Origin of the sequence: Pseudomonas sp. HT11, from assembly GCF_044875395.1 — a bacterium.
Lineage (GTDB): Bacteria > Pseudomonadota > Gammaproteobacteria > Pseudomonadales > Pseudomonadaceae > Aquipseudomonas.
On sequence record NZ_CP173217.1, the window covers coordinates 1,587,989 to 1,613,403 of the forward strand.

27 protein-coding genes and 1 tRNA gene are annotated in these 25,415 nt (G+C 61.0%); 12 read left to right on the top strand and 16 right to left on the bottom strand.

All coding sequences use genetic code 11. The annotated features are described in order from the left end of the window. The first annotated feature begins 71 nt into the window (after positions 1-71). Together ABWL43_RS07125 and ABWL43_RS07130 are read left to right on the top strand one after the other, a co-directional pair. Positions 72-1,235 (top strand): MFS transporter, encoded by a 1,164-nt coding sequence (locus ABWL43_RS07125; RefSeq protein ID WP_404487309.1) that lies wholly within the window; start codon positions 72-74, stop codon positions 1,233-1,235. Continuing rightward, a complete protein-coding gene (locus ABWL43_RS07130; protein ID WP_404487311.1) occupies positions 1,232-2,425 on the top strand; it encodes an MFS transporter in 1,194 nt (397 codons plus the stop codon). Before ABWL43_RS07125 ends, ABWL43_RS07130 begins: the two co-directional genes overlap by 4 nt. A 15-nt stretch (positions 2,426-2,440) precedes the next feature. On the opposite strand, the gene ABWL43_RS07135 is transcribed toward ABWL43_RS07130, so the two are convergent. The 7 genes from ABWL43_RS07135 to ABWL43_RS07165 all read right to left on the bottom strand — a co-directional run bounded on the left by ABWL43_RS07135 (position 2,441) and on the right by ABWL43_RS07165 (position 7,558). Then, positions 2,441-2,746, bottom strand: coding sequence for a DUF6482 family protein (locus tag ABWL43_RS07135; RefSeq protein ID WP_106577035.1), 306 nt, complete (start codon positions 2,744-2,746; stop codon positions 2,441-2,443). Between the two features lie 24 nt (positions 2,747-2,770). Beyond that, positions 2,771-3,295: a DUF3833 domain-containing protein gene (locus ABWL43_RS07140; RefSeq protein ID WP_242194118.1), complete on the bottom strand. Its 525-nt coding sequence runs from the start codon at positions 3,293-3,295 to the stop codon at positions 2,771-2,773. Between the two features lie 189 nt (positions 3,296-3,484). Then, positions 3,485-3,558: transfer RNA gene (locus ABWL43_RS07145), tRNA-Gly, on the bottom strand. A 199-nt stretch (positions 3,559-3,757) separates the two neighbouring features. After that, positions 3,758-4,642, bottom strand: a complete 885-nt coding sequence (locus ABWL43_RS07150) for an alpha/beta fold hydrolase (RefSeq protein ID WP_262208700.1) — start codon at positions 4,640-4,642, stop codon at positions 3,758-3,760. A gap of 304 nt (positions 4,643-4,946) precedes the next feature. After that, on the bottom strand, positions 4,947-5,639 hold the full coding sequence (locus tag ABWL43_RS07155; RefSeq protein ID WP_404487315.1) for a 16S rRNA pseudouridine(516) synthase: 693 nt from the start codon (positions 5,637-5,639) through the stop codon (positions 4,947-4,949). After that, complete coding sequence (locus ABWL43_RS07160) at positions 5,639-5,851, bottom strand: cysteine-rich CWC family protein (protein ID WP_145162866.1); 213 nt, start codon at positions 5,849-5,851, stop codon at positions 5,639-5,641. Before ABWL43_RS07160 ends, ABWL43_RS07155 begins: the two co-directional genes overlap by 1 nt. A gap of 84 nt (positions 5,852-5,935) precedes the next feature. Beyond that, a complete protein-coding gene (locus tag ABWL43_RS07165) occupies positions 5,936-7,558 on the bottom strand; it encodes a methyl-accepting chemotaxis protein (protein WP_404487317.1) in 1,623 nt (540 codons plus the stop codon). A gap of 262 nt (positions 7,559-7,820) precedes the next feature. Between ABWL43_RS07165 and ABWL43_RS07170 the strand changes: the two genes are divergently transcribed. Both ABWL43_RS07170 and ABWL43_RS07175 read left to right on the top strand, forming a co-directional pair. After that, positions 7,821-8,156: a hypothetical protein gene (locus ABWL43_RS07170; RefSeq protein WP_242194112.1), complete on the top strand. Its 336-nt coding sequence runs from the start codon at positions 7,821-7,823 to the stop codon at positions 8,154-8,156. Positions 8,157-8,316: 160 nt separating this feature from the next. Further along, complete coding sequence (locus ABWL43_RS07175) at positions 8,317-8,745, top strand: DUF3757 domain-containing protein (protein WP_242194109.1); 429 nt, start codon at positions 8,317-8,319, stop codon at positions 8,743-8,745. A 7-nt stretch (positions 8,746-8,752) separates the two neighbouring features. Here ABWL43_RS07175 and ABWL43_RS07180 read toward each other — a convergent pair whose 3' ends face one another. Beyond that, entirely contained in the window at positions 8,753-9,865 is a 1,113-nt protein-coding gene (locus ABWL43_RS07180) for an enoyl-CoA hydratase/isomerase family protein (protein ID WP_404487320.1), read from the bottom strand. Positions 9,866-10,001: 136 nt separating this feature from the next. On the opposite strand from ABWL43_RS07180, the gene ung reads away from it, so the two are divergent. Continuing rightward, positions 10,002-10,694: a uracil-DNA glycosylase gene (gene ung / locus ABWL43_RS07185; protein WP_262208691.1), complete on the top strand. Its 693-nt coding sequence runs from the start codon at positions 10,002-10,004 to the stop codon at positions 10,692-10,694. A 126-nt stretch (positions 10,695-10,820) separates the two neighbouring features. Here ung and ABWL43_RS07190 read toward each other — a convergent pair whose 3' ends face one another. The 5 genes from ABWL43_RS07190 to ABWL43_RS07210 are packed head-to-tail and all read right to left on the bottom strand — an operon-like array spanning position 10,821 to position 16,195. Further along, positions 10,821-11,858: an AbrB family transcriptional regulator gene (locus tag ABWL43_RS07190; RefSeq protein ID WP_404487322.1), complete on the bottom strand. Its 1,038-nt coding sequence runs from the start codon at positions 11,856-11,858 to the stop codon at positions 10,821-10,823. Next, the gene (locus ABWL43_RS07195; protein WP_106577026.1) at positions 11,851-13,365 is read right to left on the bottom strand and encodes a tripartite tricarboxylate transporter permease; all 1,515 of its coding nucleotides are present in this window, start codon (positions 13,363-13,365) and stop codon (positions 11,851-11,853) included. The genes ABWL43_RS07190 and ABWL43_RS07195 overlap by 8 nt, the downstream gene beginning before the upstream one ends. Before the next feature lies 1 nt (position 13,366). Then, entirely contained in the window at positions 13,367-13,825 is a 459-nt protein-coding gene (locus ABWL43_RS07200) for a tripartite tricarboxylate transporter TctB family protein (RefSeq protein ID WP_242194097.1), read from the bottom strand. A 60-nt stretch (positions 13,826-13,885) separates the two neighbouring features. Then, complete coding sequence (locus tag ABWL43_RS07205; RefSeq protein WP_277933491.1) at positions 13,886-14,869, bottom strand: tripartite tricarboxylate transporter substrate binding protein; 984 nt, start codon at positions 14,867-14,869, stop codon at positions 13,886-13,888. Between the two features lie 33 nt (positions 14,870-14,902). After that, positions 14,903-16,195, bottom strand: a complete 1,293-nt coding sequence (locus tag ABWL43_RS07210) for an OprD family porin (RefSeq protein WP_262208688.1) — start codon at positions 16,193-16,195, stop codon at positions 14,903-14,905. Positions 16,196-16,430: 235 nt separating this feature from the next. Between ABWL43_RS07210 and ABWL43_RS07215 the strand changes: the two genes are divergently transcribed. Together ABWL43_RS07215 and ABWL43_RS07220 are read left to right on the top strand one after the other, a co-directional pair. Beyond that, positions 16,431-17,102 carry a response regulator gene (locus tag ABWL43_RS07215; RefSeq protein ID WP_083359659.1) on the top strand — a complete coding sequence of 224 codons (672 nt, stop codon included), beginning with the start codon at positions 16,431-16,433 and terminating at the stop codon, positions 17,100-17,102. After that, entirely contained in the window at positions 17,095-18,480 is a 1,386-nt protein-coding gene (locus ABWL43_RS07220) for a sensor histidine kinase (protein WP_262208687.1), read from the top strand. The genes ABWL43_RS07215 and ABWL43_RS07220 overlap by 8 nt, the downstream gene beginning before the upstream one ends. Here the strand turns inward: ABWL43_RS07220 and ABWL43_RS07225 are convergent, their stop codons facing one another. Both ABWL43_RS07225 and ABWL43_RS07230 read right to left on the bottom strand, forming a co-directional pair. Beyond that, entirely contained in the window at positions 18,481-19,302 is an 822-nt protein-coding gene (locus ABWL43_RS07225; protein WP_145162885.1) for an HDOD domain-containing protein, read from the bottom strand. Positions 19,303-19,338: 36 nt separating this feature from the next. Further along, positions 19,339-20,280 carry a folate-binding protein YgfZ gene (locus ABWL43_RS07230; protein ID WP_242194089.1) on the bottom strand — a complete coding sequence of 314 codons (942 nt, stop codon included), beginning with the start codon at positions 20,278-20,280 and terminating at the stop codon, positions 19,339-19,341. A gap of 140 nt (positions 20,281-20,420) precedes the next feature. On the opposite strand from ABWL43_RS07230, the gene ABWL43_RS07235 reads away from it, so the two are divergent. Next, positions 20,421-20,675: a succinate dehydrogenase assembly factor 2 gene (locus ABWL43_RS07235; protein ID WP_014717362.1), complete on the top strand. Its 255-nt coding sequence runs from the start codon at positions 20,421-20,423 to the stop codon at positions 20,673-20,675. Beyond that, entirely contained in the window at positions 20,659-21,105 is a 447-nt protein-coding gene (locus tag ABWL43_RS07240; RefSeq protein WP_145162889.1) for a protein YgfX, read from the top strand. The genes ABWL43_RS07235 and ABWL43_RS07240 overlap by 17 nt, the downstream gene beginning before the upstream one ends. On the opposite strand, the gene nadB is transcribed toward ABWL43_RS07240, so the two are convergent. Beyond that, a complete protein-coding gene (gene nadB / locus ABWL43_RS07245; protein WP_404487326.1) occupies positions 21,074-22,690 on the bottom strand; it encodes an L-aspartate oxidase in 1,617 nt (538 codons plus the stop codon). The genes ABWL43_RS07240 and nadB overlap by 32 nt on opposite strands. 463 nt (positions 22,691-23,153) lie before the next feature. Between nadB and rpoE the strand changes: the two genes are divergently transcribed. From rpoE to ABWL43_RS07260, 3 genes are read left to right on the top strand one after another with little or no spacing between them, the layout of a single operon-like run. After that, on the top strand, positions 23,154-23,735 hold the full coding sequence (gene rpoE, locus ABWL43_RS07250; protein WP_003172477.1) for an RNA polymerase sigma factor RpoE: 582 nt from the start codon (positions 23,154-23,156) through the stop codon (positions 23,733-23,735). A 32-nt stretch (positions 23,736-23,767) separates the two neighbouring features. Continuing rightward, positions 23,768-24,355, top strand: a complete 588-nt coding sequence (locus ABWL43_RS07255; protein ID WP_404487328.1) for a sigma-E factor negative regulatory protein — start codon at positions 23,768-23,770, stop codon at positions 24,353-24,355. 16 nt (positions 24,356-24,371) lie between these two features. After that, complete coding sequence (locus ABWL43_RS07260; RefSeq protein ID WP_404487329.1) at positions 24,372-25,334, top strand: MucB/RseB C-terminal domain-containing protein; 963 nt, start codon at positions 24,372-24,374, stop codon at positions 25,332-25,334. The last annotated feature ends 81 nt before the right edge of the window (positions 25,335-25,415 follow it).

The window sequence follows — 25,415 nt, forward strand, 5'->3', positions numbered from 1 at the left end:
TCGAAATCGGTATTGGTTTAAGACCCGACGGCCATTCTATAAAGGCGTTACAAAATAAAACGAGAGGTTTCATGAAACCGCGCCTGCATTGTGCCCGTCTTGCCCTGTTCCTGTGTGGCTGCGCGGCGTTTCTGAACCTCTACGCCACCCAGAGCATCCTCGCGACCTTTGCGGCGCAGTTTCATATCAGCGCCAAGGACGCGGGCTGGAGCATCACGGTCACCACCCTGGCGGTGGCGATCACCGCGCCCTTTGTCAGCCGGCTGACCGGGCGCTTCGAACAGCGCACGGTCATCGCCGTGGCCGCGCTGCTGCTGGCCGTTCCTGCGCTGATGACCGCCTACGCCAGCAGTTTTGCCGACGTGCTGGTGTGGCGGTTTGTGCAGGGCATGTTGATTCCGGTGGTGTTTGCCACCAGCGTGGCTTACATCGGCGACCGTTGGCGTGGCGCGACGGTGACCGAGGTCACCAGCCTGTATGTGGCGGGCACCGTACTGGGCGGGTTCGCCGGGCGTTTCGTCACCGGTGTGATGACGCAATACGTGGGCTGGCGCGAAGCGTTCGAACTGCTGGCGGTGTTGAGCCTGATGGTCGGTGGGTTTATTCAGTTTCTGTTGCCCGCCAGTCGACCGCGCGGCGAACGGCCTGGAGCGGTTTCTTCAGGTGTTTTTCGCCGACCTTTGCTGTCGGCATACGGCGTAGGTTTTTGCGTGTTGTTCTCCCAGGTTGCGGCATTTACTTACGCAGGTTTGCACCTTGGCCTGCCACCGTTCAACCTCGGGCCTGCGGCGCTGGGCACGCTTTACATGGTGTTTTTGCTGGCGTTGATCGTGATTCCCATCGCCGGGCGCCTCAGCAAAGCCAGGCCTCACGCCGAACTGCTGGCGGTCGCCGCCGCGCTCGGTGTCGGTGGTTCGGCGCTGACCCTGGCGCCTTCGCTGTGGTGCATTGTGGTGGGCCTGGCGCTCAGTTCCACCGGCGTGTTCCTGGCCCAGGCCGCCGCCAATGCTTTCATCAGTGCCACCGCCGGTGAGAGCAAGTCTGGCGCCGTGGGGGTTTACCTGACGTGCTATTACCTGGGCGGCAGTTGCGGTGCCATCGTCCCGGCATTGATCTGGGAACGCTGGGGCTGGGCCGGCTGTGTGGCGCTGATTATCGGTTTTCAACTGCTGACCCTGCTGATCGCCCTGACGGGCTGGAAGCTCCTCAAACCTGAGCCGGTTCCGACACCATGAATGACACTGTTGCCGTGCCTGTGCGCGAAACCTCCAGCCGGCGCCGCGCGTTGATCGCCGGTTGCAGCGCTCACGCCGTACACGATGGTCTCACCGACGTTATCTACGTGTTGCTGCCGATCTGGCAGGCGCAGTTTGCCTTGTCCTACGCCCAGATCGGCCTGTTACGTGGCGCCTACTCCGCAATGATGGCCGTGTTCCAACTGATAGCCAGCCGCGCCGCCCGACGCTGGGGCCGTTTGCCGTTGCTGGTGGGTGGCACTGCGCTTGCGGGTGTCGCTTATTTATTGGTGGGGCAAGCCACATCGCTGAGCTTGTTGCTGTTGGCGTTGCTGCTGGGCGGTTTGGGCGCCAGCACCCAACACCCCTTGGCCTCCTCGATGATCACCGACGCTTATGAGGACGGTGGTGGCGTCAAGCAGGCGCTGTCCCAGTACAACTTCAGCGGCGATATCGGCAAAACCCTGATTCCTGGGGTGGTGGGCCTGCTGCTTACCGTCGTCAGTTGGCGCGCCAGCGCCACCCTGCTGGGGCTGCTCGGTCTGGCGGCAGCGGGATTGCTGTGGTGGCTGGTGCCGACTCAAGTTCGCGAGCCCGGTGTCACCGAAAAAGCCCAGCCGCCCGGTGGCACGGGCTCGGTCGCAGGCCTGCGTGCGCTGATCCTCACCGGTACGCTCGACAGCGCCGTGCGCATGGGCTTTCTCACGTTTCTGCCGTTTCTGCTGCAAGCCAAAGGCGCTGGCACGGCGGGCATTGGGCTGGCGCTGACGATGCTGTTCATTGGCGGTGCGTTCGGCAAATTGCTTTGCGGCTACCTGGGGGCGCGCATTGGCATGATGAAAACCGTCTGGTTGACCGAAACCAGCACCGCGCTGTTGATCGTCACAGCCGTGTACCTGCCGCTGAGTGGCTTGATGGTGATGTTGCCGCTGCTAGGCTTGGCGCTGAACGGCACATCTTCTGTGCTCTACGGCGCCGTCCCGGACCTGGCGAGCGCAGGCAAACGTGAGCAGGCCTTTGCGGTGTTCTACACCGGCACCATTGGCGGCGGAGCGCTGGCGCCGGTGGTGTTTGGCGGGGTCGGCGATGCGCTCGGTGTGCCGGTGGCGGTGATGGTGCTGGCGGTGATGTTGCTGGTGACCTTGCCGTTGGCGTGGGTGGTGCAGCGTGGGATACGTGATGGGGTTTAACCGCACATTCCCTGACTAAAGGGGCGAGGCCAGCGTAAACGGTATACGCAACGCGCCGATCGGCCCTTCGCGCGCACCGCACATTTCATCGTGCACGCTATGCTGCACCAGCACACACGGAAACGGCGGAACCCGCTGCAACAGATCGCGCAAGTGCGTGGTGGAGCCGATGCGCATGGGCTTGGCGTCATCGTCCACCAGCGTCATTTCGACATGATCCAACCTGACCCGCGCGATGTAGAAGCCACCCTCCAGCGACAGCAGCTCCAACTCGCGTATCTCGCCTTTCTCGGCCAATTCAGTGAGCATTTTCAGGTTCATGGTTAACCCTCACGGTGGGTTGTTTCATTGGCGACGAAAGAACAGCGTGACCTGGCCCCATTCGACGCCGAGCTTGGTCATGCTGGAGCGGTTGATCAGCGTGTCTTCGTCCATCAAGTACATCCAGTCATCAAAACTGACCTCGTAGACCGAACCGTCCACCGGCAGGTTGAGCCGGTAGCGCCAACGCAGTGCATTCCCCGCCACTTCGCCAATCGCTTCGCCGACCACGTCACCCGCTCGACCGCGCCAGCGCCCCGGCCCATCCGGGGTCAGCGTCCATACGCGCTGCTGACGCGTGCCATCGCTGTACAGAAAGCGCTCGTCGAGAATCAGCGCGTTGCCCTCGCGGCGGCTGGCGATATTGACCTCAAAGCGCTTGGCCACTTCGCCCGAACGTTTCTGGAAAATCCCCCAGGCCTTGACGGGCTTGCTGAAGAAACGCTCCAGGTCCAATGGCGGTTTCTGGTCGGCGTAGTGGGCGACCTCGACGTTGCCGCAACTGCTCAAACTTAACGCCAGCAACAATGAAATCAGCAGACGTGTCATTGCCGGGCTCCGTGATCGTGCGCGGCGAAGCGCCAGCGCTTGGTATTTATACTTGTACAGAAATATTGATTTGTACAGGTTTGCGCGCGGCAGGTGACGAATGCACAGATCGCGCCCATAAAAAAACCGGCCACAAGGACCGGTTTTTTATGCACCTGCGTCGTAACTGACGTAGGCGCGAAATGTGAGTGGAGCGGGTAGAGGGAATCGAACCCTCGTCGGAAGCTTGGGAAGCTACTGTTCTACCATTAAACTATACCCGCTCAGAGCGGCTGACTTTGTACCAGATGTTCATCGGGATTTGAAGTTTTTCTTCGAAAAATGTGTGGGTTGCGTCGCTCAAGCTCATGCGGAAGCTGGCTTGCCTGCGATACATCACCTGGGTGTGACTGACACTCAGGTGCCTGCATCGCGGGCAAGCCCGGCTCCCGCCTAAGCGGGCGTTTATGCAGTGCTTTCATTTCAAATCGCAAAGGCATGCTGCGTCTGGCCCTGGTGGTAGCGCAAACGACTGACCTGTCGCTGCGGTTTCAAAAAGCCCACCACCGCGTCCCGGCTGTCCCGACACGCCGCCTTGTGCTCCATATCCAGAAAATGCCCGGTCGCCTGAATAGTGCTGAAGCTGCTCTTGGCCACATGCTGGCCAAACAGCTTGGCATCCTCGGCACTGGTGTACTCGTCCCATTCGCCATTCAAAAACAGCACTGGAATGTCGATTTGCCGCGCTGCCTTCAGGTAGCACAGGCGGTCGCTGTTGAGCACGTGGCTGATGTGAAAATGCATCTGTCCGTATTCGTGCTCGGCCAGGCTGCTCACGTGTTTGTAGTTGAAGCGCTTGAACAGCGACGGCAGGTGTTTGCCGATAGTGCTGTTGACCAGGTGGCCGACGCGGTCGCGGTCGAGGTTGCCAAGGTAGTCCACACCGCGTTCAAGGTAATCGCGCATCGGCGCGTTGATCACCGGGGAAAACGAACTGATCACGGCCTTTTCCACACGGCGCGGGCGCGCAGCGAGGGCGACCAGGGTGGCAGCGCCGCCCCAGGAAAATGACAGCACGTGCTCGGCGGCGAAGTGGTCGATGAGTTCCAGCAGAATCTGGCCTTCGACTTCTTTGGTCAGCATCTGCTCGTGGCGGTTGTGGATTTTGGAGCGGCCAGCGTAGGGCTGGTCGTACAAAACCACGTTGAACTGCGGGTACAGGCTTTTCACGGTTTGGGCGAAGGACGCCGTGGTGGCCATGGAGCCGTTGACCAGGATGATGGTCTTTTCAGCAGCATCCGCGCGATAGAACTCCGTGTAAACCCGATACTGACCCTGTATATCCAACACAGCGATTTCTGGCCTCATGTCGTAAGACTCCTGGCAAGCGGGTAGGGCGCGCAGATCACTCTGCACGAGCTTTATGACAGGTAGGCATACGCCTGGAAGAGGAGCACCCATGTCGGTCCGATGACGGCTGGCCGACGGCTGTTGTTAGGGCGGGCTGTTTGCCTGAGGGGCCCGTAGATCATGCGCGGGCGGGGCAAGGTGTTTCTTGGAGGTTATAGGCGACTCGCCAGTCATAATTTGGCTGACGTCTTGATTCAAGCACCACAGACGCCAGGTCGCAAGCCAACAAGCTGGTTTATTGCCAGCACCGGCCGAACGGTCATCAGACCGCGAGGATTTCGTTTTCAGTCAGTGCCCGATATTCGCCCGGCGCCAGCGAGTCATCCAGCACCAATGGCCCCATCCGCTCACGGTGCAGGCCGATGACCTTGTTATCAAAGTGCCCGAACATGCGCTTGACCTGGTGATAGCGGCCTTCGATGATGCTCAGCCGCGCAGTCGTTGGCCCCAGCAGTGCCAGCTCGGCGGGTTGCGTGGTGAGGTCTTCAAATGCGAAATACACACCGGCTGCGAAAGTTGCCGCGTATGCGGGGGTGATGGCCTGTTCGGTTTCCACGCGATAAACCTTGGGCAGCTTGGTCTGCGGTTGGGTCAGGCGCCGTGACCATTGGCCGTCGTTGGTGATCAGCATCAGCCCGGTGGTGTTGAAATCCAGACGACCGGCAATGTGCAGTTCGCCTTTGTCCGGCTCATTGAGCAAGTCGAGGACCGTCCGGTGCTGCGGGTCTGCGGTAGCGCTCACACAGCCTTGAGGTTTGTGCAGCATGAAGTAGCGCGCCGGCTTGCCGGCTTGCAGCACCTCACTGTCAACGCACACGCGGCTGAACTCACGCACCTCATGGTGCGGATCGTTGACCTCCACGCCATCGACAGTCACCCGTCGCTCAACCAGCAGCAAGCGCACTTGCTGGCGATTGAAGCGCGGCAGGTTACTGAGGAAACGATCAACCCGCATTACGTCGGCTCGACTCCGCGCAACTGCGCATCGACGTGGGCACATCGGGGGCACAGGCAGGCCTTGTTGCGCAACGCGTCGGGCAGGGCTTGCAGTACTGCCGGGTCGATGGTGACGCTGTAACACCAGCAGGCTTGGTCGACCGTACGTGGGTCAGCCAGGGCGCAGCCGTTGCGGGCGCCGCAGGCGGGGCAGAGTGATGGCGTGGTCATGGGCAGGTTCGGGCTGGATCGGACAAGTTTGCGGAGAGTCTCGGTGTGCGTTGTACGATACAGGGCCGACCCTGCCCAGGCTACTCAGAGCTGGAACTTGCTGACCAATACTTTAAACGAAGTGGCCAGGCGCGACAGGTCCTGGCTGGACGCGTTGGTCTGATGGGCGCCGGCGGCCGTCTGGGTGGACAGGTCCTGGATGTTCAGCAGATTGCGGTCGACTTCGCGCGCCACCTGGGCCTGCTCCTCGGAGGCGGAGGCAATCACCAGGTTGCGTTCATTGATCTTCGCCACACTGGCGGTGATCCGTTGCAGCGCCTCGCCGGCATTCTGCGCCAGGGCCTGGGTGTCGGTGGCCCAGCTCAGGCTCTTGTTCATGGCTGCGACCGCATCGTCGGCACCGGTCTGCACTTCACCAATCATCTTCTCGATATCCACCGTGGACGTCTGCGTACGGTGGGCCAGCGCCCGCACTTCATCGGCGACCACTGCAAAACCACGCCCTTGCTCGCCCGCACGGGCGGCTTCAATGGCCGCGTTGAGGGCCAGCAGGTTGGTCTGGTCGGCGATGCCACGGATCACATCGATGACCTTGCCGATCTCTCGCACTTGGCTGGCGAGGTCTGCAACCGATTGGGTGGAGTCGTTGATCTCGACCACCATCGAACTCATGCCGGACACTGCCTGTTCCACTTGTTGGCGGCCATCTTCGGCCTCGGAGGTGGCCTGGCGCGAGGCTTCAGAGGTCGAGACCGCGTTGCTGGCCACCTCGTCCACGGCTGCGGTCATCTGGTTGACGGCGGTGGCCGCTTGTTGGATCTCATCATTCTGGCGGGTCAGGCCACGGCTGCTTTCATCGGTGACCGCGCTCAGTTCTTCGGCTGCCGACGCGAGCTGATCGGAGGCGTTGGCGATTTCCAATAGGGTGCTTTTCAGGCCGCCCTGCATATCCGACAGCGCCATCAGCAATTGCCCGGCTTCGTCGGTGCGTTCGGTGACGATGGCCTGGGTCAGGTCACCCTTGGCAATGCGCTGTGCGCTTTCGACCGCCTGAGCGATGGGCCGGGTGATCAGGCGGGTGATCAACATGCCAACGATGATGGCAATGAGGAAGGCCAGCACTATGCCGCTGATCATCCACGTCAACGCGCTGTTGCGCAGCTCCTCGGCAGCGATCGCGCCTTCTTCGATCTGGCGGTTATTGGACTCGATCATCACGCGGATCAGCTCGCGCGCCTGGCGGAAGAGTTCATTGTTGGTGGTGTTGAGCAGGGTGCGGGCCTGATCGCCCTGGCCACTGTCGATCAGCGCCATGATGCGTTCGGAACTGCTGATGTAGGAGGGCCACATCTGGTCGAGTTTATCTCCGGCCGCCCGTTCGTCATCTTCCAGTGGGGTTGCGCGATAGGTGGCGTAGGACGCCTGGCTGCGCTTGAGTTCCTGGGCGATGTCCTGGCGCACACGGTCACGATCCTGGGGGGAAACGTCGCCTTTGCTGGCATCCATCAAGCGGTACAGGCCGCGGTTATGGGCGACCAGGCCGTTGAGGGTGGCGGCCGTGTTGCTCACCGACACCAGGTTATTGGAGAACGTCAGCTCCAGTGCCGAAGAGAGGCGAACCACCCCTTTGATTCCCAGCAGGCCGACCCCTAGGGTGACCAGCGCACACAAGAGAAAGGAGAGCAGCAGTTTGGTTGAGATTTTCATGAGTCGAGTCCGGACGGGGTGGCGATGAGTGCATGCTAGGGCCTCCCTGGCGCCATGCGATGTCATAGTGACATTATGGTAAACAACAAAGTTGCGATCCAGATGAATTTACTGAATCGATACAGCTTGAGTAGATGTATCAAACCGTTACGAAAACGCACCAGATTCCGTTTTTGATGTCAGATGTTTCGTCATTCAGTGAAAGCTGAATGCCGCCCTCCCGCGTCGCTGGAGGTGCTCTTCCGCGGTCCAGGAGGCCGCCATGTATCGACGACTGCTGCTCAGCGCTTTACTCGGTCTGACCCTTTGCGCCTGTGTGCCTTATTACGATGGAGGTGCTACTTACTATCGCTCCGAGGTCTACACCGCGCCGGCACCGGCCTATTACTACGGTGGCCCTGCCTACTATCAATATGGGCGCAGCTACTATGCGCCGCCGCCACGTTACTATTCGGCGCCGCGCTATTACCAACCGGCCCCGCGTTATTACCCACGGCCCGCTTACCGGCCTTATCCAGGCCAGGGCTGGAACAATCGGTGGGGCAATGGCGGGCCGGGCCATGGTGGTGGACGCGGCGGCGGTGGCGGCCATCGTTGACAGGTAATGCCCCCAAGCGGCGCCCCAGGCGCCGCTTTTTTATGCCTGCCGTTCGTCGGCACTGTCATTTCTAACAGCTATCGCAAGCGTTTGATCTGCATTCCACTGCTGGGGACGCCGTTGTGCGTCTCTGAGGAGGCGGTGGGTTATGGAATGCTCTTTGATCAAACGTGTGTGCTGGTTCTTATTGTTGGTGGGCGGCATCGCGCAAGCGAATGCGGAGCAGGGCTGTCCCTACCCTTCATCGGTCAAGTACGTGAGCGGCTATTTTCAAGCGTCGGATAAACACTCTCATTGGCGAAGCCCAAAGGTCGACGCCGATGACTTCGCGGATCGGTTTATCGGTGCGCTCTTCACCCCCGGCCAGGGCAAGGATCGCGAGAACGGCTACCTGGACCGCTGCGTTTATCGGATGGGCAGCGGGCGAAGCCTGGCGTTGCGGTATGACATGCCGGGGGCCCTCAGCACGATGTCGCTGACGAAGTCCCTGCATTGGGAACTCGCCACCGATCCACTCGAACAAGATGTCTACATTTGTCAGGACAGCCAGCCGGACAATTGTGCATTTACGGTCGGGCGCCAGAATTGATTGCCTGTCAGTAGTCGGACAAGTCCGCCAGAGGGTGCCTGCCTTCCCACACCTTGGTGAAGTGCGCCTGCACCACAGCCTCCGGCACCGTGTTGATCTCGGGCCAATGCCAATGGGGTTGTTGATCCTTGTCGATCAACCGTGCGCGTACGCCTTCGGCAAATTCCGGGTGACGGCAGCAATTGAGGCTCATGGTGTATTCCATCTGGAAGACCTCGGCCAATGACAAGTGTCGGGCGCGCTCGACCTGTTCCCACACCAGATGCGCCGTCAGCGGGCAGCCTTCGGCCAGCGTTTTGCCGGCACGGCTGAACAGCGGGTCGGCGTGGTCGCGCAACAGGTTCAAGGCGCGCCAGGCACAGCGCACATCGCCCACATCCAACCATTCATCGATCTGTGCGCGGCGGGGCAGCCACTGCGCCTCCGGTTGCTGGCTGACGGCTTCCTGGGCCAGTGCCTTGAGCAGGCTGTTGAGCTGCATCGCGGTCTGTTCCTGCCAGTTCAGTTGCAGCAAGCCTTCGATCAGTTCGTCTTGCTGGTCATCGCGCAGGAAACGGTCGGCCAGGCCTAGGTCCAGGGCATCGCGGCCGTTCATATGCGCGCCGGTGAGGCCCAGGAATAATCCCAGCTTGCCGGGCAAGCGTGACAGGAACCAGCTTGCGCCCACATCCGGGTACAGGCCGATGCTGATTTCGGGCATCGCCAAACGGCTGCTGGGGGTGACGATGCGTATTGCTGCGCTCTGCAGCAGGCCCATGCCGCCGCCCAGCACATAGCCGTGGCCCCAGCAGATCAGCGGTTTCGGGTACGTGTGCAGGCGATAGTCGAGGCGATATTCCGCCGCAAAAAAATCGGCGGCCAGTGCCGGCACAACGCCGGGTCGTTCACGGCAGGCCTGGGCCAGGCTGCGTACTTCACCGCCGGCGCAGAAGGCCTTTGGCCCGTTGCCGCGCAGCAGTACGCAAACGATATTCGGGTCTTTGGCCCAGGCATCCAGACGTTCGGCCAGGGCCAGGATCATCGGCAAGGAAAGCGCGTTGAGCGACTTTTCAGCGTCCAGGCTGGCGATGCCAAGGCGGGCGCCGTCGCTGCCGGTCAGCTCTTCGAAGTGCAGGTTCATCGTGACCTCAATCGAGAAAGTGAAGGATCAGTATGATCGGTCCAACGGAAAGTGCCGGTGGTGTGTCAGATCAATTGACAAGCGGGGCCTGCTTTCCTAGGGTTCGCCCATTCTTTCTCTACGCGACGAACACACCATGACCGAAGGCGACCGTATCAAACTCGAACCCAGCTGGAAACACGCCCTGCGGGATGAGTTCGAGCAGCCCTACATGGCCCAACTGCGCGAGTTCCTGCGCCAGGAACACGCTGCTGGCAAAGAGATTTACCCGCCAGGCCCGCTGATTTTCAATGCGCTCAATTCAACGCCTTTGGACAAGGTCAAAGTGGTAATTCTGGGCCAGGACCCGTACCACGGGCCCGGTCAGGCCCACGGGTTGTGCTTCTCGGTGCAGCCGGGCGTGCCGACGCCGCCCTCGCTGGTCAATATTTACAAAGAACTCAAGCGCGACTTGAACATCGATATTCCCAACCACGGTTGCCTGCAAAGCTGGGCGGATCAGGGCGTGCTGATGCTCAACACCACCATGACCGTTGAGCGCGCCAATGCCAACGCCCATGCGGGCAAGGGCTGGCAGTTCTTCACGGATCGGATCATCGAAGTGGTCAGCGAACATCAGCCGCACCTGGTGTTCCTGCTGTGGGGCGCCCATGCGCAAAGCAAGCAGAAGCTGGTGGACGCGACCAAGCACCTGGTACTGACGTCGGTGCACCCGTCACCGTTGTCGGCGTATCGCGGGTTTCTGGGCTGCGGGCATTTCAGCCGTGCCAATAAATTTCTTGAGCAGAATGGCGAGACGCCGATTGAGTGGCGGTTGCCGCCTGTTTGAGGCCTGCCGCAATCCAATGTGGGAGCGGGCTTGCCCGCGAAGGCGGAGTGTCAGTCGCCAGATTTATTGACTGATCCACCGCATTCGCGAGCAAGCCCGCTCCCACATTTTGATTTGCGTCAGGGTTTAGGAGTTTTCTGGCTGGCGGTTCCAGTACCGGAACAACGGCTCTGCCAGAAACAGCACGAACAACAAACGCATCACCTGCATCGCCGTTACCAATGGCACCGACAGCTGCAGGGTTTCGGCGGTGAGGCTCATTTCGGCGATGCCGCCGGGCATCATGCCCAGGGTCAGTGAGCGCAAATCCAGCTGCGTCAGCGCGCTCAAGCCCACGGCCGCCAGTGTTGCAAGCGCCATGGTCAAGGCCGTGCCGATCAAGGTGCGGCCCATGAACGACGGCGCCCGGCGAAAGAACTGACGGTTGAAATGGCAACCCAAGCCGCTGCCGATCAACCATTGGCCGATCTGGCTGCCGCCGTCGGGCAGGCCGTAGTGCAAGTCCCACACAACGCTGGCAGTTGCGCTGACCAACAAGGGCCCAAACAGCCACGGGTTCGGCTGACGTAAACGCTGCCAGCCCCAGGCGACCAGGGCTCCTATCGCAAACAGCAGCGCCAGCCAGCTCCAACTCACCGGCGCCGGATGAAACTGCGGCGCGCCGCCTTCCAGCCAATACTTGAAGATCGCCGGCACGCACAGCACCACCACCAGCACCCGCAGACTCTGGCCCGCCGCGACACGGCTGAGCACCGCGCCATTGCGTGCGCCGAGGTTGACCATCTCACCGGAACCGCCCGGCATGCTGGAGAAGAACGCGGTGGCGCGGTCTTCACCGCTGCGGCGCATCAACCACACGCCGATAATGCTCGACAGGCTGGTGATCAGTGCGCCGAAGAAGATCAGGCCGAAGTGGCTCATGACTTGCTCGATCACCACCGGGGTGAAGTGCAGCCCGATGCCGATGCCCACTACCCATTGGCCGCATTTGCGCCCGCCGGGAATCTCCGCCAACTGCCACGGCGTGAGGCAGCGCACCAGGATAATCGCCAGCAACGAGCCGACCATATAAGGCAAAGGCCAGCCGACGAGGCTGGCCAGGTAACCGCCGGCCAGGCCGACCAGCGGTGTTGCCCACCATTGCTTAAAGGTGACCTCAGACATCGGCCAGGGCGCGACGCTGCAGGGCACGTTTGCGATAGATGCGCACCAGCGGGAAGGCCAGCATCAGCGCGGTCAGCACCCACACACCAAAGGTGATCGGGCTGGACCAGAGGATGTCCAGCGCGCCGTTGGAAATCGACAGCGCGCGGCGCAGGTTCTGCTCCATCAGGCCGCCGAGGATGAAGCCCAGCAGCACGGGCGACAACGGGAAGTCCAGCTTGCGCAGGATGTAGCCGAAGATGCCGATGCCGACCATCAGAAACAGGTCGAAGGTGGTGGCGTGAACCGCATACACACCGATTGCGGTGATGATGGCAATCACCGGCACCAGCGCCCAGTTCGGCACGGCGAGGATGCGCGTGAAGATGCGGATCATCGGGATGTTGAGGATCACCAGCATGATGTTGGCGATAAACAACGACGCGATCAGGCCCCAGACGATGTCCGGTTGCTGTTGGAACAGCAGCGGACCTGGGGTGATGTTGTACAGCGACAACGCGCCGATCATCACAGCGGTGGTGCCCGAACCGGGTACGCCCAAGGTCAGCATCGGCACCAGCGCGCCGCAGGCGGAGGCGCCGATTGCGGTTTCCGGAGCGGCGAGGCCGCGCATGTCGCCCTGGCCGAATTTACCGCTGGCACCGGCCAGGCGTTTTTCGGTCATGTAGGCAACGGCCGAGGCGAGCGTCGCGCCGGCACCTGGCAAGACGCCCATGATGAACCCCAACAAGCCGCAACGGATGTTAACCACGAAGACTGCAGACGCTTCCTTCAGGTTGAACATCATGCGTCCGGTGGCTTTTACCGCTTCCTGGCCGCGGTGGGTTTTTTCCAGCAGCAACAGGATCTCGCTGATGGAGAACAAACCCAGGACCAATACGACAAACTGAATGCCGTCGGTGAGGTGGATGTTGTCGCCGGTAAAACGGTACACGCCGCTGTTGGCGTCGATGCCGACGGCTGAGAGGAACAGGCCGATCAGCGCCGCCACGAACGTCTTCAGCGGTTTGTCTCCGGCCATGCCGCCGAGGCAGACAATTGCGAACACCATCAGTACGAAATATTCCGCCGGGCCGAAGGCAATCGCCCATTTGGCCAGCAGCGGCGCAAACAGCACCATGCCGCAGGTGGCAATGAACGCACCGATGAACGAACTCCACGCCGACAACGACAGTGCCACACCGGCCAGGCCTTTGCGGGCCATGGGGTAGCCGTCGAGGGTGGTCATTACGGTGGACGCTTCGCCGGGAATGTTCAGCAGGATCGAGCTGATACGGCCGCCGTATTCGCAACCCAGGTAGACGGCAGCGAGCAGGATCAACGCCGACTCCGGCGGCAGCCCCAGGGCGAACGCGATGGGGATCAACAGCGCCACGCCGTTGATCGGGCCCAGGCCCGGCAGCAGGCCGACCACGGTGCCGATCAAGGTGCCGCACAGGGCGGTCACCAGGTTGTAGGGGGTCAGTGCAACGCCGAAGCCCTGGCCCAAGTAGCTGAACGTATCCATATCAGTTCTCCAGAACTTCAAGCAGGCCGAGGGGCAGCGGTACATCCATGGCTTTGTCGAACAGCAGGTAAAGACCGATTGCCATCAAGGTGACGATCACCACGCTGGGTAACCAGCGGCCGCCATACAGGCGCGCCATCGGGATGCCGATCAGCATGCTGCTGAGGATGAAGCCCAGAGGCTCGAACGTGCCGGCAAACACGATCAACAGCGCCACGCAGATGCCGATCTTGATCAGCGTGTCGCGGTCCAGGGCCGGTTCTTCTTCGGTGTGCTTGGTGGGCTGTGGGCGAAACAGCATGTAGATCAGGCCCAGGCTCATCAGCCCGAGCATCAGCAGCGGGTAGGCGCGAGGCCCGACCGGCTCGTAGGAAAACGCCGCCTGATACGGCCACGCCATCAGCGCGAGGCCGGCGCAGACCAGCAGCATGACTGAGGCGAAAATGCGTTGTAAGAGCATGTGAAACTCCTGGGCCGCGCCGCCCGTCGAGGAGGGCGCGGCCGTGCAAAAGAGGGGCGATTACTGGATCAGGCCGAACTCTTTGGCCAGCACTTTGTAGTCAGCCACCTGTTTCTTCACGTAGGTGTCCAGCTCCGGGCCGGTCATGGCGAACGGGAACAGCTCGCGCTGGTCACGCAGCTTGGCGAACTCGTCGGAGGCCAGCAGTTTGTCGAACGCGTCTTTCCACCACGCGTAGTCGGCATCGCTGACTTTTGGCCCGAGGTAGAAGCCGCGTACCACCGGCCAGACGATGTCGTAGCCTTGCTCTTTGGCGGTCGGAATGTTCTTCATTTCCGGCTCGTCCAGGCGCTCTTCGGCAAACACGGCGAGCAGGCGCATGTCGCCGCTGAGGATGTGCGGCATGGAGTCGGAGATGTCGGTACTGCCCACCTGGATATGACCGCCGAGCAGTGCGGTGGCGATTTCACCGCCGCCTTCGAGTGCCACATAACGCAGGTCGCGCGGGTTGATACCGGCAGCCTTGGCGATCAGTGCGGTTTGCATCCAGTCCTGGCTGCCGACGGTGCCGCCAGAACCGATGACGACGCTGCCCGGATCTTTCTTCAGGGCTTTGACCAGATCGTCGAGGTTTTTGTAGGGCGAATCGGCTTTCACCGCGATGGCGCCGTAGCTGGTGCCGACGGCGGCGAGCCAGCGCACGGCGTTTTCATCAAAGCGACCGAACTTGCCTTGGGCCAGGTTCAGCAGCGAACCGCTGGACCACGCTACCAGCGTGCCAGCGTCCGCCGGGCGCTGAGCGACCACCGCGTTATAGGCCACCGCGCCCACGCCACCTGGCATGTAGGTGACGCGCATCGGCTTGCTCAGCAACTTTTCGTTGACCAGCGCGCTTTGCGCCAGTTTGCAGGTCAGGTCAAAGCCACCGCCGGGCGAGGCCGGGGCGATGCACTCCGGGCGCTTGGGTTCGTCGGCGGCCAACAGTTGGCCGGCGAACAGCATGCAGCCGGCGGCGAGGGCCAATTTACGCAGTGAATAGGTCATGTTTATCTCCGTCGTTGTTGTTATGAGTTGCGACTACCAAAGCGCAATGCTGTAGCTCACCAGCACGCGCACTTCGTCGGCATCACGTGCCGAATAGTTGGAGCGGTAGGTGGCGTTACGCAGGCGCAGGGCGACATCCTTGAGCGTGCCGCTTTGCACCACGTAGCGGATCTCGCTGTTGCGCTCCCACTCCTTGCCGGTCTCGCCGTTGCGAAGCCTGATGTTGTCACCCGACAGGTAACGGCTCATGAAACTCAGGCCGGGAATGCCCAGCTTGGCGAAGTCATAGTCGTAGCGCGCCTGCCAGGAGCGCTCTTGTGCGCCGGCAAAGTCGTTGATCTGCACGAAGTTGACCAGGTACGGGTCGCTGCCATCCACGTAGGGAAAGGCGCTGTCGCCGGACATGTGCTGGTAGCCGGCGCTGAGCTTATGGCCATTGAGGGCATAGCTGAACAGGCCGTTGAGCGATGTGTTGTCGATGTTGCCGCCGCGGGCGCTGCCGGTGTCATCACTGATGGCCAGGCGCAGGTCGGCGCCGAAAGTGCCGGGGCCCAGTGGGCGTGAGGCCACAAGGCCCAGGAAGTGCTGGCGGTACACGTCGTCGAGCTGGGCGAAGTGGTAGCTGCCGGTGATCTTGTCGGCAAACGTGTAGTCCACGCCGCCGAAGTTGAAGTGCTTGCCAGTGGCGCCGCTGACGAAGCGGCTGTTTTTGTTGTTGAGGGCGATGTCTTCGTAGCTGGTGTCGTCACGGTCCTTGGCCTTGTCCAGACGACCGCCGGTGAACACCAGGTTCTTCAATTCCTTGGAGGTCAGCAGGCCGCCGTTGAAGGTCTGCGGCAGGATGCGCCCGTCGTTGGGCTTGAGGATCGGCAGTTCGGGGATCAGCGCGCCGATTTTCAGTTCGGTGGCGGAGATCTTCACTTTGCCGGTCAGGCCCAGCTTGGAGTATTCGTTGGCGGCGCGGCCGTCGTCGTGGGTCGGCAACAGGCCGGTGCCGGTGCGGTCGGGGCTGGAGTCGAGCTTGACCCCAAGCATGCCCAGCGCATCCACGCCAAACCCGACAGTGCCATCGGTGTAGCCCGATTGCAGGTTGAGCATGAACCCCTGGGCCCATTCGTCACGCTTGGATTGCTGGGCACTGGTACCGTCGCGAAAGTCGCGGTTGAAGTACATATTGCGGGTTTCGAGGGTGGCGCTGCTGTCTTCGAAGAAGGCAGCCTGGCTCAGTGGCGAAAAGCCGGCAAGGGCGGTGGCACTGGCAAGGGCGGTCTGGGCAAGGCGAGAAAAACGAACAGGCGGGCAAGCCTGTGGCTGTGTCGACAGCATCGTTGTGTACTCCGTTATTGTTCTTATTTTTGCGAAAACGCTTCGAGGCGTTTTTCTGGCACTACGGATCAGGTAGCTCGGCGGGCATGACCCACCGTGGCTGGATGCTAAAGGGCGAAGCTTTCACTAACCTTTCAGTTGCCTTTCAATGTTTTCGGGCTTCACAGGGCAGGCGGCGCCTGTAAACTGCCCCGCAAAGCGTGGCGTCGACCATGCCCGAATGAGGTGAAAATCCATGCGTGTCCTCCTGGTTGAAGACCATTTGCAACTCGCCGAAAGTGTCGCCCAGGCGCTCAAGAGCACGGGTTTGACTGTCGACGTGTTGCACGATGGCGTGGCCGCGGACCTGGCCTTGAACAGTGAGGAATATGCGGTGGTGATCCTCGACGTGGGGCTGCCGCGCATGGACGGTTTTGAAGTGTTGGCGCGTCTGCGCGCGCGTGGGAAAAATCTGCCTGTGTTGATGCTGACGGCGCGCAGTGATGTAAAAGACCGCGTACACGGCCTGAACCTGGGCGCCGATGACTACCTCGCCAAGCCATTTGAGTTGACCGAGCTGGAAGCGCGGGTCAAAGCGCTGTTGCGCCGCAGCGTCTTGGGGGGTGAGCGCCAGCAAGCGTGCGGCGTGCTGGTCTACGACCTCGATACCCGGCGTTTCACCGTGGGTGGCGAACTGCTGACGTTGACTTCCCGCGAGCAAGCGGTGCTGGAAGCGCTGATCGCACGCCCCGGTCGGGTAATGAGCAAGGAGCAATTGGCGTCGCAGGTGTTCGGCCTGGATGAAGAGGCCAGCCCCGACGCCATCGAAATCTACGTGCACCGCCTGCGCAAGAAGCTCGACGGCCAGCCTATCGCCATCGTGACTTTCCGTGGCCTTGGCTACCTGCTGGAAGCCCGCGATGCATAAGCCCAGCAGCCTGCGCTGGCGCCTGCTGTGGAACCTGGCGCTGTTGCTGGTGGTATTGATGCTCGCCAGCGGCATGAGCGCCTACTGGAATGGGCGCGAAGCCGCCGACACCGCTTACGACCGCACCTTGCTGGCGTCAGCGCGCACCATCGCCGCCGGCTTGACCCAGGTGGATGGCACCCTGAGCGCGAATGTGCCTTATGTGGCGCTGGACACCTTTGCCTACGACAGCGCCGGGCGTATTTACTATCAGGTCAATGACATTGATCGCAAGCTGATCTCCGGTTACGAAAACCTCCCCGGCCCGCCGCCGGGCACGCCGCGCACGGACGACTACCCGGCGCTGGCGCGGTTTTACAACGCCACCTACCAGGGCCAGCACGTACGCGTGGTGAGTTTGCTCAAGGCTGTCTCCGAACCGAACATGAATGGCATGGCCGAAATTCGCGTTGCAGAAACCGATGAAGCGCGCGAAAGCATGGCCCGTAGCCTGCTGGCCGACACCTTGCTGCGCCTTGGGATGTTGGCCGTCGGCGCATTGCTGCTGGTGTGGTTTGCCGTCAGCGCGGCGCTGCGTCCGCTGGAGCGCTTGCGCACTGCCGTTGAGGAGCGTCAGCCCGACGACTTGCGGCCATTGCCGTTGGTCGAAGTGCAGCATGAGTTCGGTCCCCTGGTGCGCTCCCTCAATCACTTCACCGAGCGCCTGCGCGGCCAGTTCGAGCGCCAGGCGCAGTTTATCGCCGACGCCGCTCACGAATTGCGCACCCCGCTGGCGGCACTGAAGGCACGCTTGGAACTCGGCCTACGCAGCGAGGCCCCGGCGACGTGGCGCAGCACCCTGGAAACTGCCGCCCAAGGCACCGACCGCCTCACCCATTTGGCCAACCAACTGCTGTCGCTGGCACGCATTGAAAACGGCGCGCGAGCGATTGCCGAAGGCGGGGCGCAATTGCTCGACCTCAGCCAACTGGCGCGGGAATTGGGCATGGCCATGGCGCCGCTGGCGCATGCGCGCGGCGTTGCGCTGGCGTTGGAGGCGGATGAGCCGGTGTGGCTGCGGGGTGAGCCGACCTTGTTGAACGAGTTGCTGAGCAACCTGGTCGATAACGCCCTGGCCCACACACCGTCCGGAGGCAACGTGATTTTGCGGGTCACGGCGCCCGCGATTCTGGAGGTGGAAGATGATGGCCCGGGCATCCCGCTGGATGAGCGGGACCGGGTATTCGAGCGTTTCTACCGCCGCAGCCAACAGGGCATGGGCTCAGGTTTGGGGCTGGCGATTGTCGGTGAGATCTGCCGCGCACACTTGGCGCAGATCAGTCTGCATGACGGCGAGTTGGCGGGGTTGAAGGTGCGCGTGAGTTTTATCGCGGGTTGATCAGTAAAACATCGAGCGCGCTTCTTCCAGCTCGGCACGCAGGGCATTGCTGTAGGGGTCGACACGCAGCTTCTGGATCGCCGGCAGGCTGGCAACCGATACATTCGCCAGCGGATGATCGGTGCCCCGGTGGCAATACAGCACGGCGACTTGCACCAGGTCGATGTAGTCCAGGCTCGCGGAGTCGCGTTCCAGGTCCAGGTATTGCCCTGGCAGCTTCGCGAGCATCTCCGGAAAATCCCAGTCACCCAGCAGTTTGTCGCCCAACAGCGGGTGAATGCTCTCTATCACATGGTTGAGGCTGACCGGGTCGGAGAGCAGTTCGTAACGGTCTTCGGCATAGGCGAGGATCGGCAGCACGCCAATCTGATGCACCAGACCGCCGAGCGCTGCCTGGTCAGGTTTCAGCTGGCTGTGGCTGCGGCACAAGGCATAGCTCACGCCTGCTACTTCCAGGCTGCGGCGCCACACTTCGCGCATTTTCAAATCGACGACTTCGGAGCGGGCGTGGAAGATCTGCTCCATCACCAGGCCAATGGCCAGGTTGCTGCTGTAGTTGGTGCCCAGCCGGGTGATGGCGGTATGCAGGTCGGTGACTTCCTGGGTTGCGCGCATCAGCGGGCTGTTGACCACTTTGATCAGGCGTGCCGACAGGGCGGTGTCGCGAGCGATCACTTTGCTCAAGTGGCTGATGCTGATTTCCGGGTCTTCGGCGGCCTGACGTATGTTCAGGGCCACTTCCGGTAATGTCGGCAGAACCAGGTCATCGTTGTCGATGGCCGTCACTAAAGCCTGTTGGACTTTTTCCGCCAGCTTGTTCATTCATGTTCTCTAGGGTGCTGCAAAAAAGTGCGGCGATTAACGCTGGATCTCTTTATCGCGATCCAGTTGGTAAGGCAGATCGAGCAACTGCAAGCCCGGGCCTTCCAGGGTGCCTAAGTGCACATCGCCACTGTCGGCAGCTTCGGCCTGCAGCACGGCCAGAAGTTCCACGCATTGGTCAGCTTTTGCTGCAATCACCACCTCACCGATAGCACTGTTGTGGCTGGGCGCGAACAACGGGGTGCCTGGCTCGGGTAATTCGGTTGCATCAAGGCTCAGGCGATACAGGCGACGCTTGAGTTTGCCCAGGTATTGCATGCGCGCGACGATTTCCTGGCCGGTGTAGCAGCCTTTCTTGAAGCTGACGCCGCCGACGGCCTGCAGGTTGAGCATTTGCGGGATAAACAGTTCACGGGTCTGGGGCATGACCTGGCCGATGCCGGCGCGGATCTGGCCCAACAGCCATTGATTCAAGTCAGCAGGTTGCAGCTGTGTGGCCAGCTGAGCGCGCACGGCTTCGGCGTGTTCGACGGGCACCCAGAGTTCGCTGCGGCCAGGTGAGACACGAATGGCAATCAATGTGTCGCTGCGCGTTACGCTGTCGGTTTCGGCAGGCAGCTCAAGGCCAAGGGAGGCGAGGGCCTGATCCGCATTCGATAGGCCGAAACGCACCCAGGCGGCGCTTTCGTCGGTGAGTTTGGATTTGGAGAACACCGCGTATTTTTTCAAATCTGCCAGTTGCGGTTCGAGCAGTTCGCTGGCCATGGCCAGGAGCACGCCGTCGCCTTGCAGCAGGATGCGAAAGCTCGACTGCATGCGGCCTTTTTGCGTGCAGCGAGCGCCGAGGCTCGCCTGGGTGTCACTCAGGTAATTGAGGTTGCAGGTCAGTTGCCCTTGCAGGAACTTGGCAGCGTCGGCGCCGCGGACGGCAAGAACGCCTTCGTGTGACAAGGGGCAAAAAAAAGCGGAGTCAGCCATGGGTCATCGCAGGTCAAAAAGTCATGGGTGCATCATAGAGGGGCGTCCGGCAAATGGATAGTTTCCGTATGGTGCGACCAAAGCCGACTGGTCCGGTGCTGTCGGGCCTGTATACTTGCGCTCTATTTGAGGAGCGCTCCATGGTCGAAGATGTAGAAATCAATCGCCTCTACTGGCACAGCCGTCGCGGCATGCTGGAGTTGGATGTGTTGCTGGTGCCTTTCACCAAAGAGGTGTACGCGACGCTCAATCAGGTGGACCGCGACCTCTACGTCAGGCTGCTGACTTGCGAAGATCAGGACATGTTCGGCTGGTTCATGGAGCGCGCCGAATCTGAAGATCCGGAGCTGCAGCGCATGGTTCGGATGATTCTGGATCGTGTCCAGCCCAAGTAATCACTTCGAATGCCGCTGGCAGGCCTCACGGCTATTGCTGGCGGCCTATCTGCTTGCCCAGCTGTTCGCGTTGGGCGCCTTGCTGCTTGGGGATCTACCGTTCTACGGCCTCGGCATTCTGTTGTGTCTGGCCCACGCCGTGTGGGTTTTGCCGCGTCATATCCTGTTAAACCACCGTTCGTCGATTCGTGGCCTGCGCCGCGATGAAGACGGCTGGCAGCTATTTTGTGATGAGCGCGGCTGGCACCCTGTGCAACTGCGTCCCGACAGCCTGGCATTACCGTTGATCGTGGTGCTGCGCTATCGGGTGCAGGGAGAATGGCGGGTGCGTTCGATCTGCGTGCCCAGGGACGCGCAGGCTGCCGACGTGCATCGGCGCCTGCGGGTTCGCTTGAAGTTCAGCCGCCGTAGATGGCTGGCACCAGAATAGTGTCACGGGCCTCGGGCAGCATCTGCGGGTAGTCGAGGGTGTAGTGCAGGCCGCGGCTCTCCTTGCGCTCCATGGCAGAGCGGATCATCAGTTCCGCCACCTGCGCCAGGTTGCGCAATTCGATCAGGTCACGGCTGACTTTATAGTTGCTGTAGAACTCGTCGATCTCGTCCAGCAGCAACCGCACGCGGTGTTGAGCGCGTTGCAGGCGCTTGTTGGTGCGCACGATCCCCACGTAGTCCCACATGAAGCGGCGCAGCTCATCCCAGTTGTGGGCGATGATCACGTCTTCGTCCGAGTCGGTGACCTGGCTGGCGTCCCAGCGGGGCAGGGCGGCGGGTACCGGGATGCGGGGCAGTTGTTCGAGGATGTCGGCGGCGGCGGAGCGGGCGTAGACGAAGCATTCGAGCAGCGAGTTGCTGGCCATGCGGTTGGCGCCGTGCAGGCCGGTGAAGCTGGTTTCGCCGATCGCATACAGGCCAGGCACGTCGGTGCGGCCGTGTTGGTCGACCATGACACCGCCGCAGGTGTAATGCGCGGCCGGCACTACCGGGATCGGGCCTTTGGTGATGTCGATGTTGAACGCCAGGCAGCGCTCGTAGACGGTGGGGAAATGGGTCTTGATGAAGGCTTCGGGCTTGTGGCTGATGTCCAGGTAGACGCAGTCGATGCCCAGGCGCTTCATCTCGTGGTCGATGGCGCGAGCGACAATATCCCGCGGCGCGAGCTCAGCGCGAGGGTCGAAGCGTTGCATGAAGCGCTCGCCATTTGGCAGTTTCAGGTGCGCACCTTCACCGCGCAGGGCTTCGGTGATCAGGAAGCTCTTGGCCTGCGGGTGATACAGGCAGGTGGGGTGGAACTGGTTGAACTCCAGATTCGCGACGCGGCAGCCCGAACGCCACGCCATGGCAATGCCATCGCCGCAGGCACCGTCGGGGTTGCTGGTATAGAGATAAACCTTGGCCGCGCCGCCCGAGGCGAGAATGGTGAAGCGCGCGCCGTAGGTGTCGACTTCGCCGCTGGCGCGGTTGAGCACGTAGGCGCCGAGGCAGCGTTCGCCTGCCAGGCCCAGGCGCTTTTCGGTGATCAGGTCGACGGCTACCCGTTGTTCCAACAGCTCGATGTTGGGGCGTTGGCGGGCCTGCTCGAGAAGGGTTTTGAAAATGGCGGCACCGGTGGCGTCAGCCGCATGGATGATGCGGCGATGGCTGTGACCGCCTTCGCGGGTCAGGTGGAATTCAAATCCACCGTCGTCGCTGCCGGCATGCTCGTCGCGGGTGAAGGGCACGCCCTGGTCGATCAGCCATTGGATAGCTTCGCGGCTGTGCTCGACGGTGAAGCGTACGGCGTCTTCGTTGCACAGGCCGCCGCCGGCGTTAAGGGTGTCTTCGACGTGGGATTGCACGGTGTCAGTGTCGTCCAGAACTGCTGCGACGCCGCCCTGGGCCCAGAATGTCGAGCCGTTGGCCAGATCGCCTTTGCTCAGCACCGCAATGCGCAAGTGGCTGGGGAGCGTCAGCGCCAGGCTCAAGCCGGCCGCGCCACTACCGATCACCAGGACATCGTGTTGAAACTGTTGGCTCATTAGCAGGATTCCGCAAAAAGCGATCCAAAGGGGTGGCGCGAACAGGACGCCTGGATCGGCGAATCAAAGGGTCACACGGGCCACTAGTATATAGAGGGGGGGAGCGGCACAATAGCCGGGCATTCGTGGCAATGTGAGATTACGGTGCGCAGCTTGGGTAAAATCGGCTGGTTATTGAGACGGGAACTTTTTGCATAAGCCCTGACTCAATAGCAGGTTGCCCGAAAGCTGGGAAAACGTTGAGTTTATTGGCCCGTCGGGAGCATTGGACGCGTCAGAAAACCGGCGACAAGATTATTCGCGCAGCCGGCAATGCCCGTGCTGCGTTTTTCGTGTGTGCCAAATCAGTGCGCGCCGGAAACTTGCTTGGAGGGGGAGAACTTTTGCGAAAAGTCCGAGTCTATGTTTGCAAGCCTGATCGTTTAGTTATGCAAGCCTCCTCCAAGTACAACGAGGAGTGTTCATGCTAACCCAGGAAGAGGATCAGCAGCTGGTCGAACGCGTTCAACGCGGCGACAAGCGAGCATTTGATCTGCTAGTGCTGAAATACCAGCACAAAATTCTCGGGTTGATCGTGCGTTTTGTGCACGACACCCATGAAGCGCAGGACGTTGCACAGGAAGCCTTTATCAAGGCATACCGTGCACTTGGCAACTTCCGCGGTGATAGTGCGTTTTATACGTGGCTATACCGCATCGCCATTAACACGGCGAAGAACTATCTGGTGTCTCGCGGCCGCCGCCCACCAGACAGTGATGTAAGTTCAGAAGATGCAGAATTTTATGATGGTGATCACGGCCTCAAAGATCTCGAGTCGCCGGAGCGTGCATTGCTGCGCGACGAGATCGAAGGCACCGTTCATCGCACAATTCAGCAACTTCCAGAAGATTTACGTACGGCGTTAACTTTACGTGAATTCGATGGTCTGAGTTACGAAGACATTGCGAGCGTCATGCAGTGTCCGGTGGGGACTGTGAGGTCACGGATTTTCCGGGCCCGGGAAGCCATCGATAAAGCCTTGCAACCGTTGTTGCAGGAAAACTAAAGACAGCGGCGACAGCCAAGAGAGGAACCGCCATGAGTCGTGATGCCCTGCAGGAATCGCTGTCCGCAGTGATGGATAACGAAGCGGATGAACTGGAACTTCGTCGAGTGCTCAATGCATTTGATGATGCCGAAACCCGTGATACCTGGTCTCGTTACCAAGTCGCTCGGGCGGTGATGCACAAGGATCTTCTAATCCCTCGTCTGGATATTGCTGCGGCCGTTTCTGCTGCGCTGGCTGATGAAGCCGTTCCGGCAAAAGCTGCTCGTGGTCCATGGCGTAGCCTGGGTCGTTTGGCAGTAGCTGCTTCGGTAACTGTTGCCGTGCTGGCCGGTGTTCGCCTGTACAACCAGGACGAAATAGCCGGTGCCGAACTGGCCCAACAGACTCAGCAACCGGTCATGGCCGGTCCGCAAGTCAAAGGTCCAGCAGTGCTGGCCGGCTATAAGGAAAGCTCCGATACCACCGGTCCTATGGCTAACGGTGTACTTCAAGGGCAATCCGGCTGGCAGGATCAGCGTCTTCCAGGCTACCTGCGCCAACATGCACAGGAATCGGCTTGGAAAGGCACTGAAAGCGCTCTGCCATACGCTCGTGCAGCAAGTCTGGAAAACCGCTAAACCGTTAAGGAGCCCTATGCGCGCCATACCGCTCCTTACGCTTTTGCTCAGTGGTTGTTTTGCACTATCCGCCCATGCCGACGAAGCCCAAGACTGGCTGACTCGACTTGGGCGTGCAGAGCAGCAGCAAAGCTTCGAAGGTACGTTCGTCTACGAGCGTAACGGCAGTTTCTCTACCCACGATATCTGGCACCGTATTCAAGACGGGCATGTCCGTGAGCGGCTCTTGCAACTCGACGGATCAGCTCAGGAATTGGTGCGGGTAGACGGTCGAACCCAATGCGTCAGTGGCGCTCTGGTTGCCGGCCTGGGTAATTCGCCCGAAGCGCCATCGCGCGCCCTTGATCCGCAAAAACTCACTCAACTCTACGAATTGGCCGTCATTGGCAAATCTCGCGTGGCCGGTCGAAATGCGGTGATTATCTCGATCACGCCGCGCGATCAGTATCGGTATGGTTTCGAGTTGCACCTTGATCGTCAAACTGCGTTGCCGCTCAAATCCTTGTTACTTAATGAACAGGGACAATTGTTGGAGCGTTTCCAGTTCACTCGACTAAACACGTCGGTCGCGCTCTCTGACCGAGACTTGCAGCCCAGCGGTGATTGCGCACCTATCGCGCTTGCCAATAGCAAGTCGCCTGAAATCCCCGCCACCCATGCGTGGCACTTGGATTGGCTGCCTCCGGGTTTTCAGCTCACCAGCAGTACTGCACGCAAAGATACCCAGACCAAGTCCACTGTCGATAGCCTGATGTACGACGATGGGCTGGCACGTTTTTCGGTGTTTCTTGAGTCGACCGATGGCGCCAGCGTGAGCGAAACCCGTACTCAGCTGGGCCCGACCGTTGCCGTATCGCGCCGCTTGAACACGGTAGAGGGTGAAGTGATGGTGACCGTTGTGGGCGAAATCCCCATCGGCACTGCCGAACGCATCGCGCTGTCGGTGCGCGGTGAAAAAACCGCTGCTGCAAAGCCGTGAGTCGTTAATCCTATGTTCATCCTGACCTTTCAATGTGAGCCTGTGCTTGGTTGGAGGCTGGAAGCATGAAACTTCAGGATC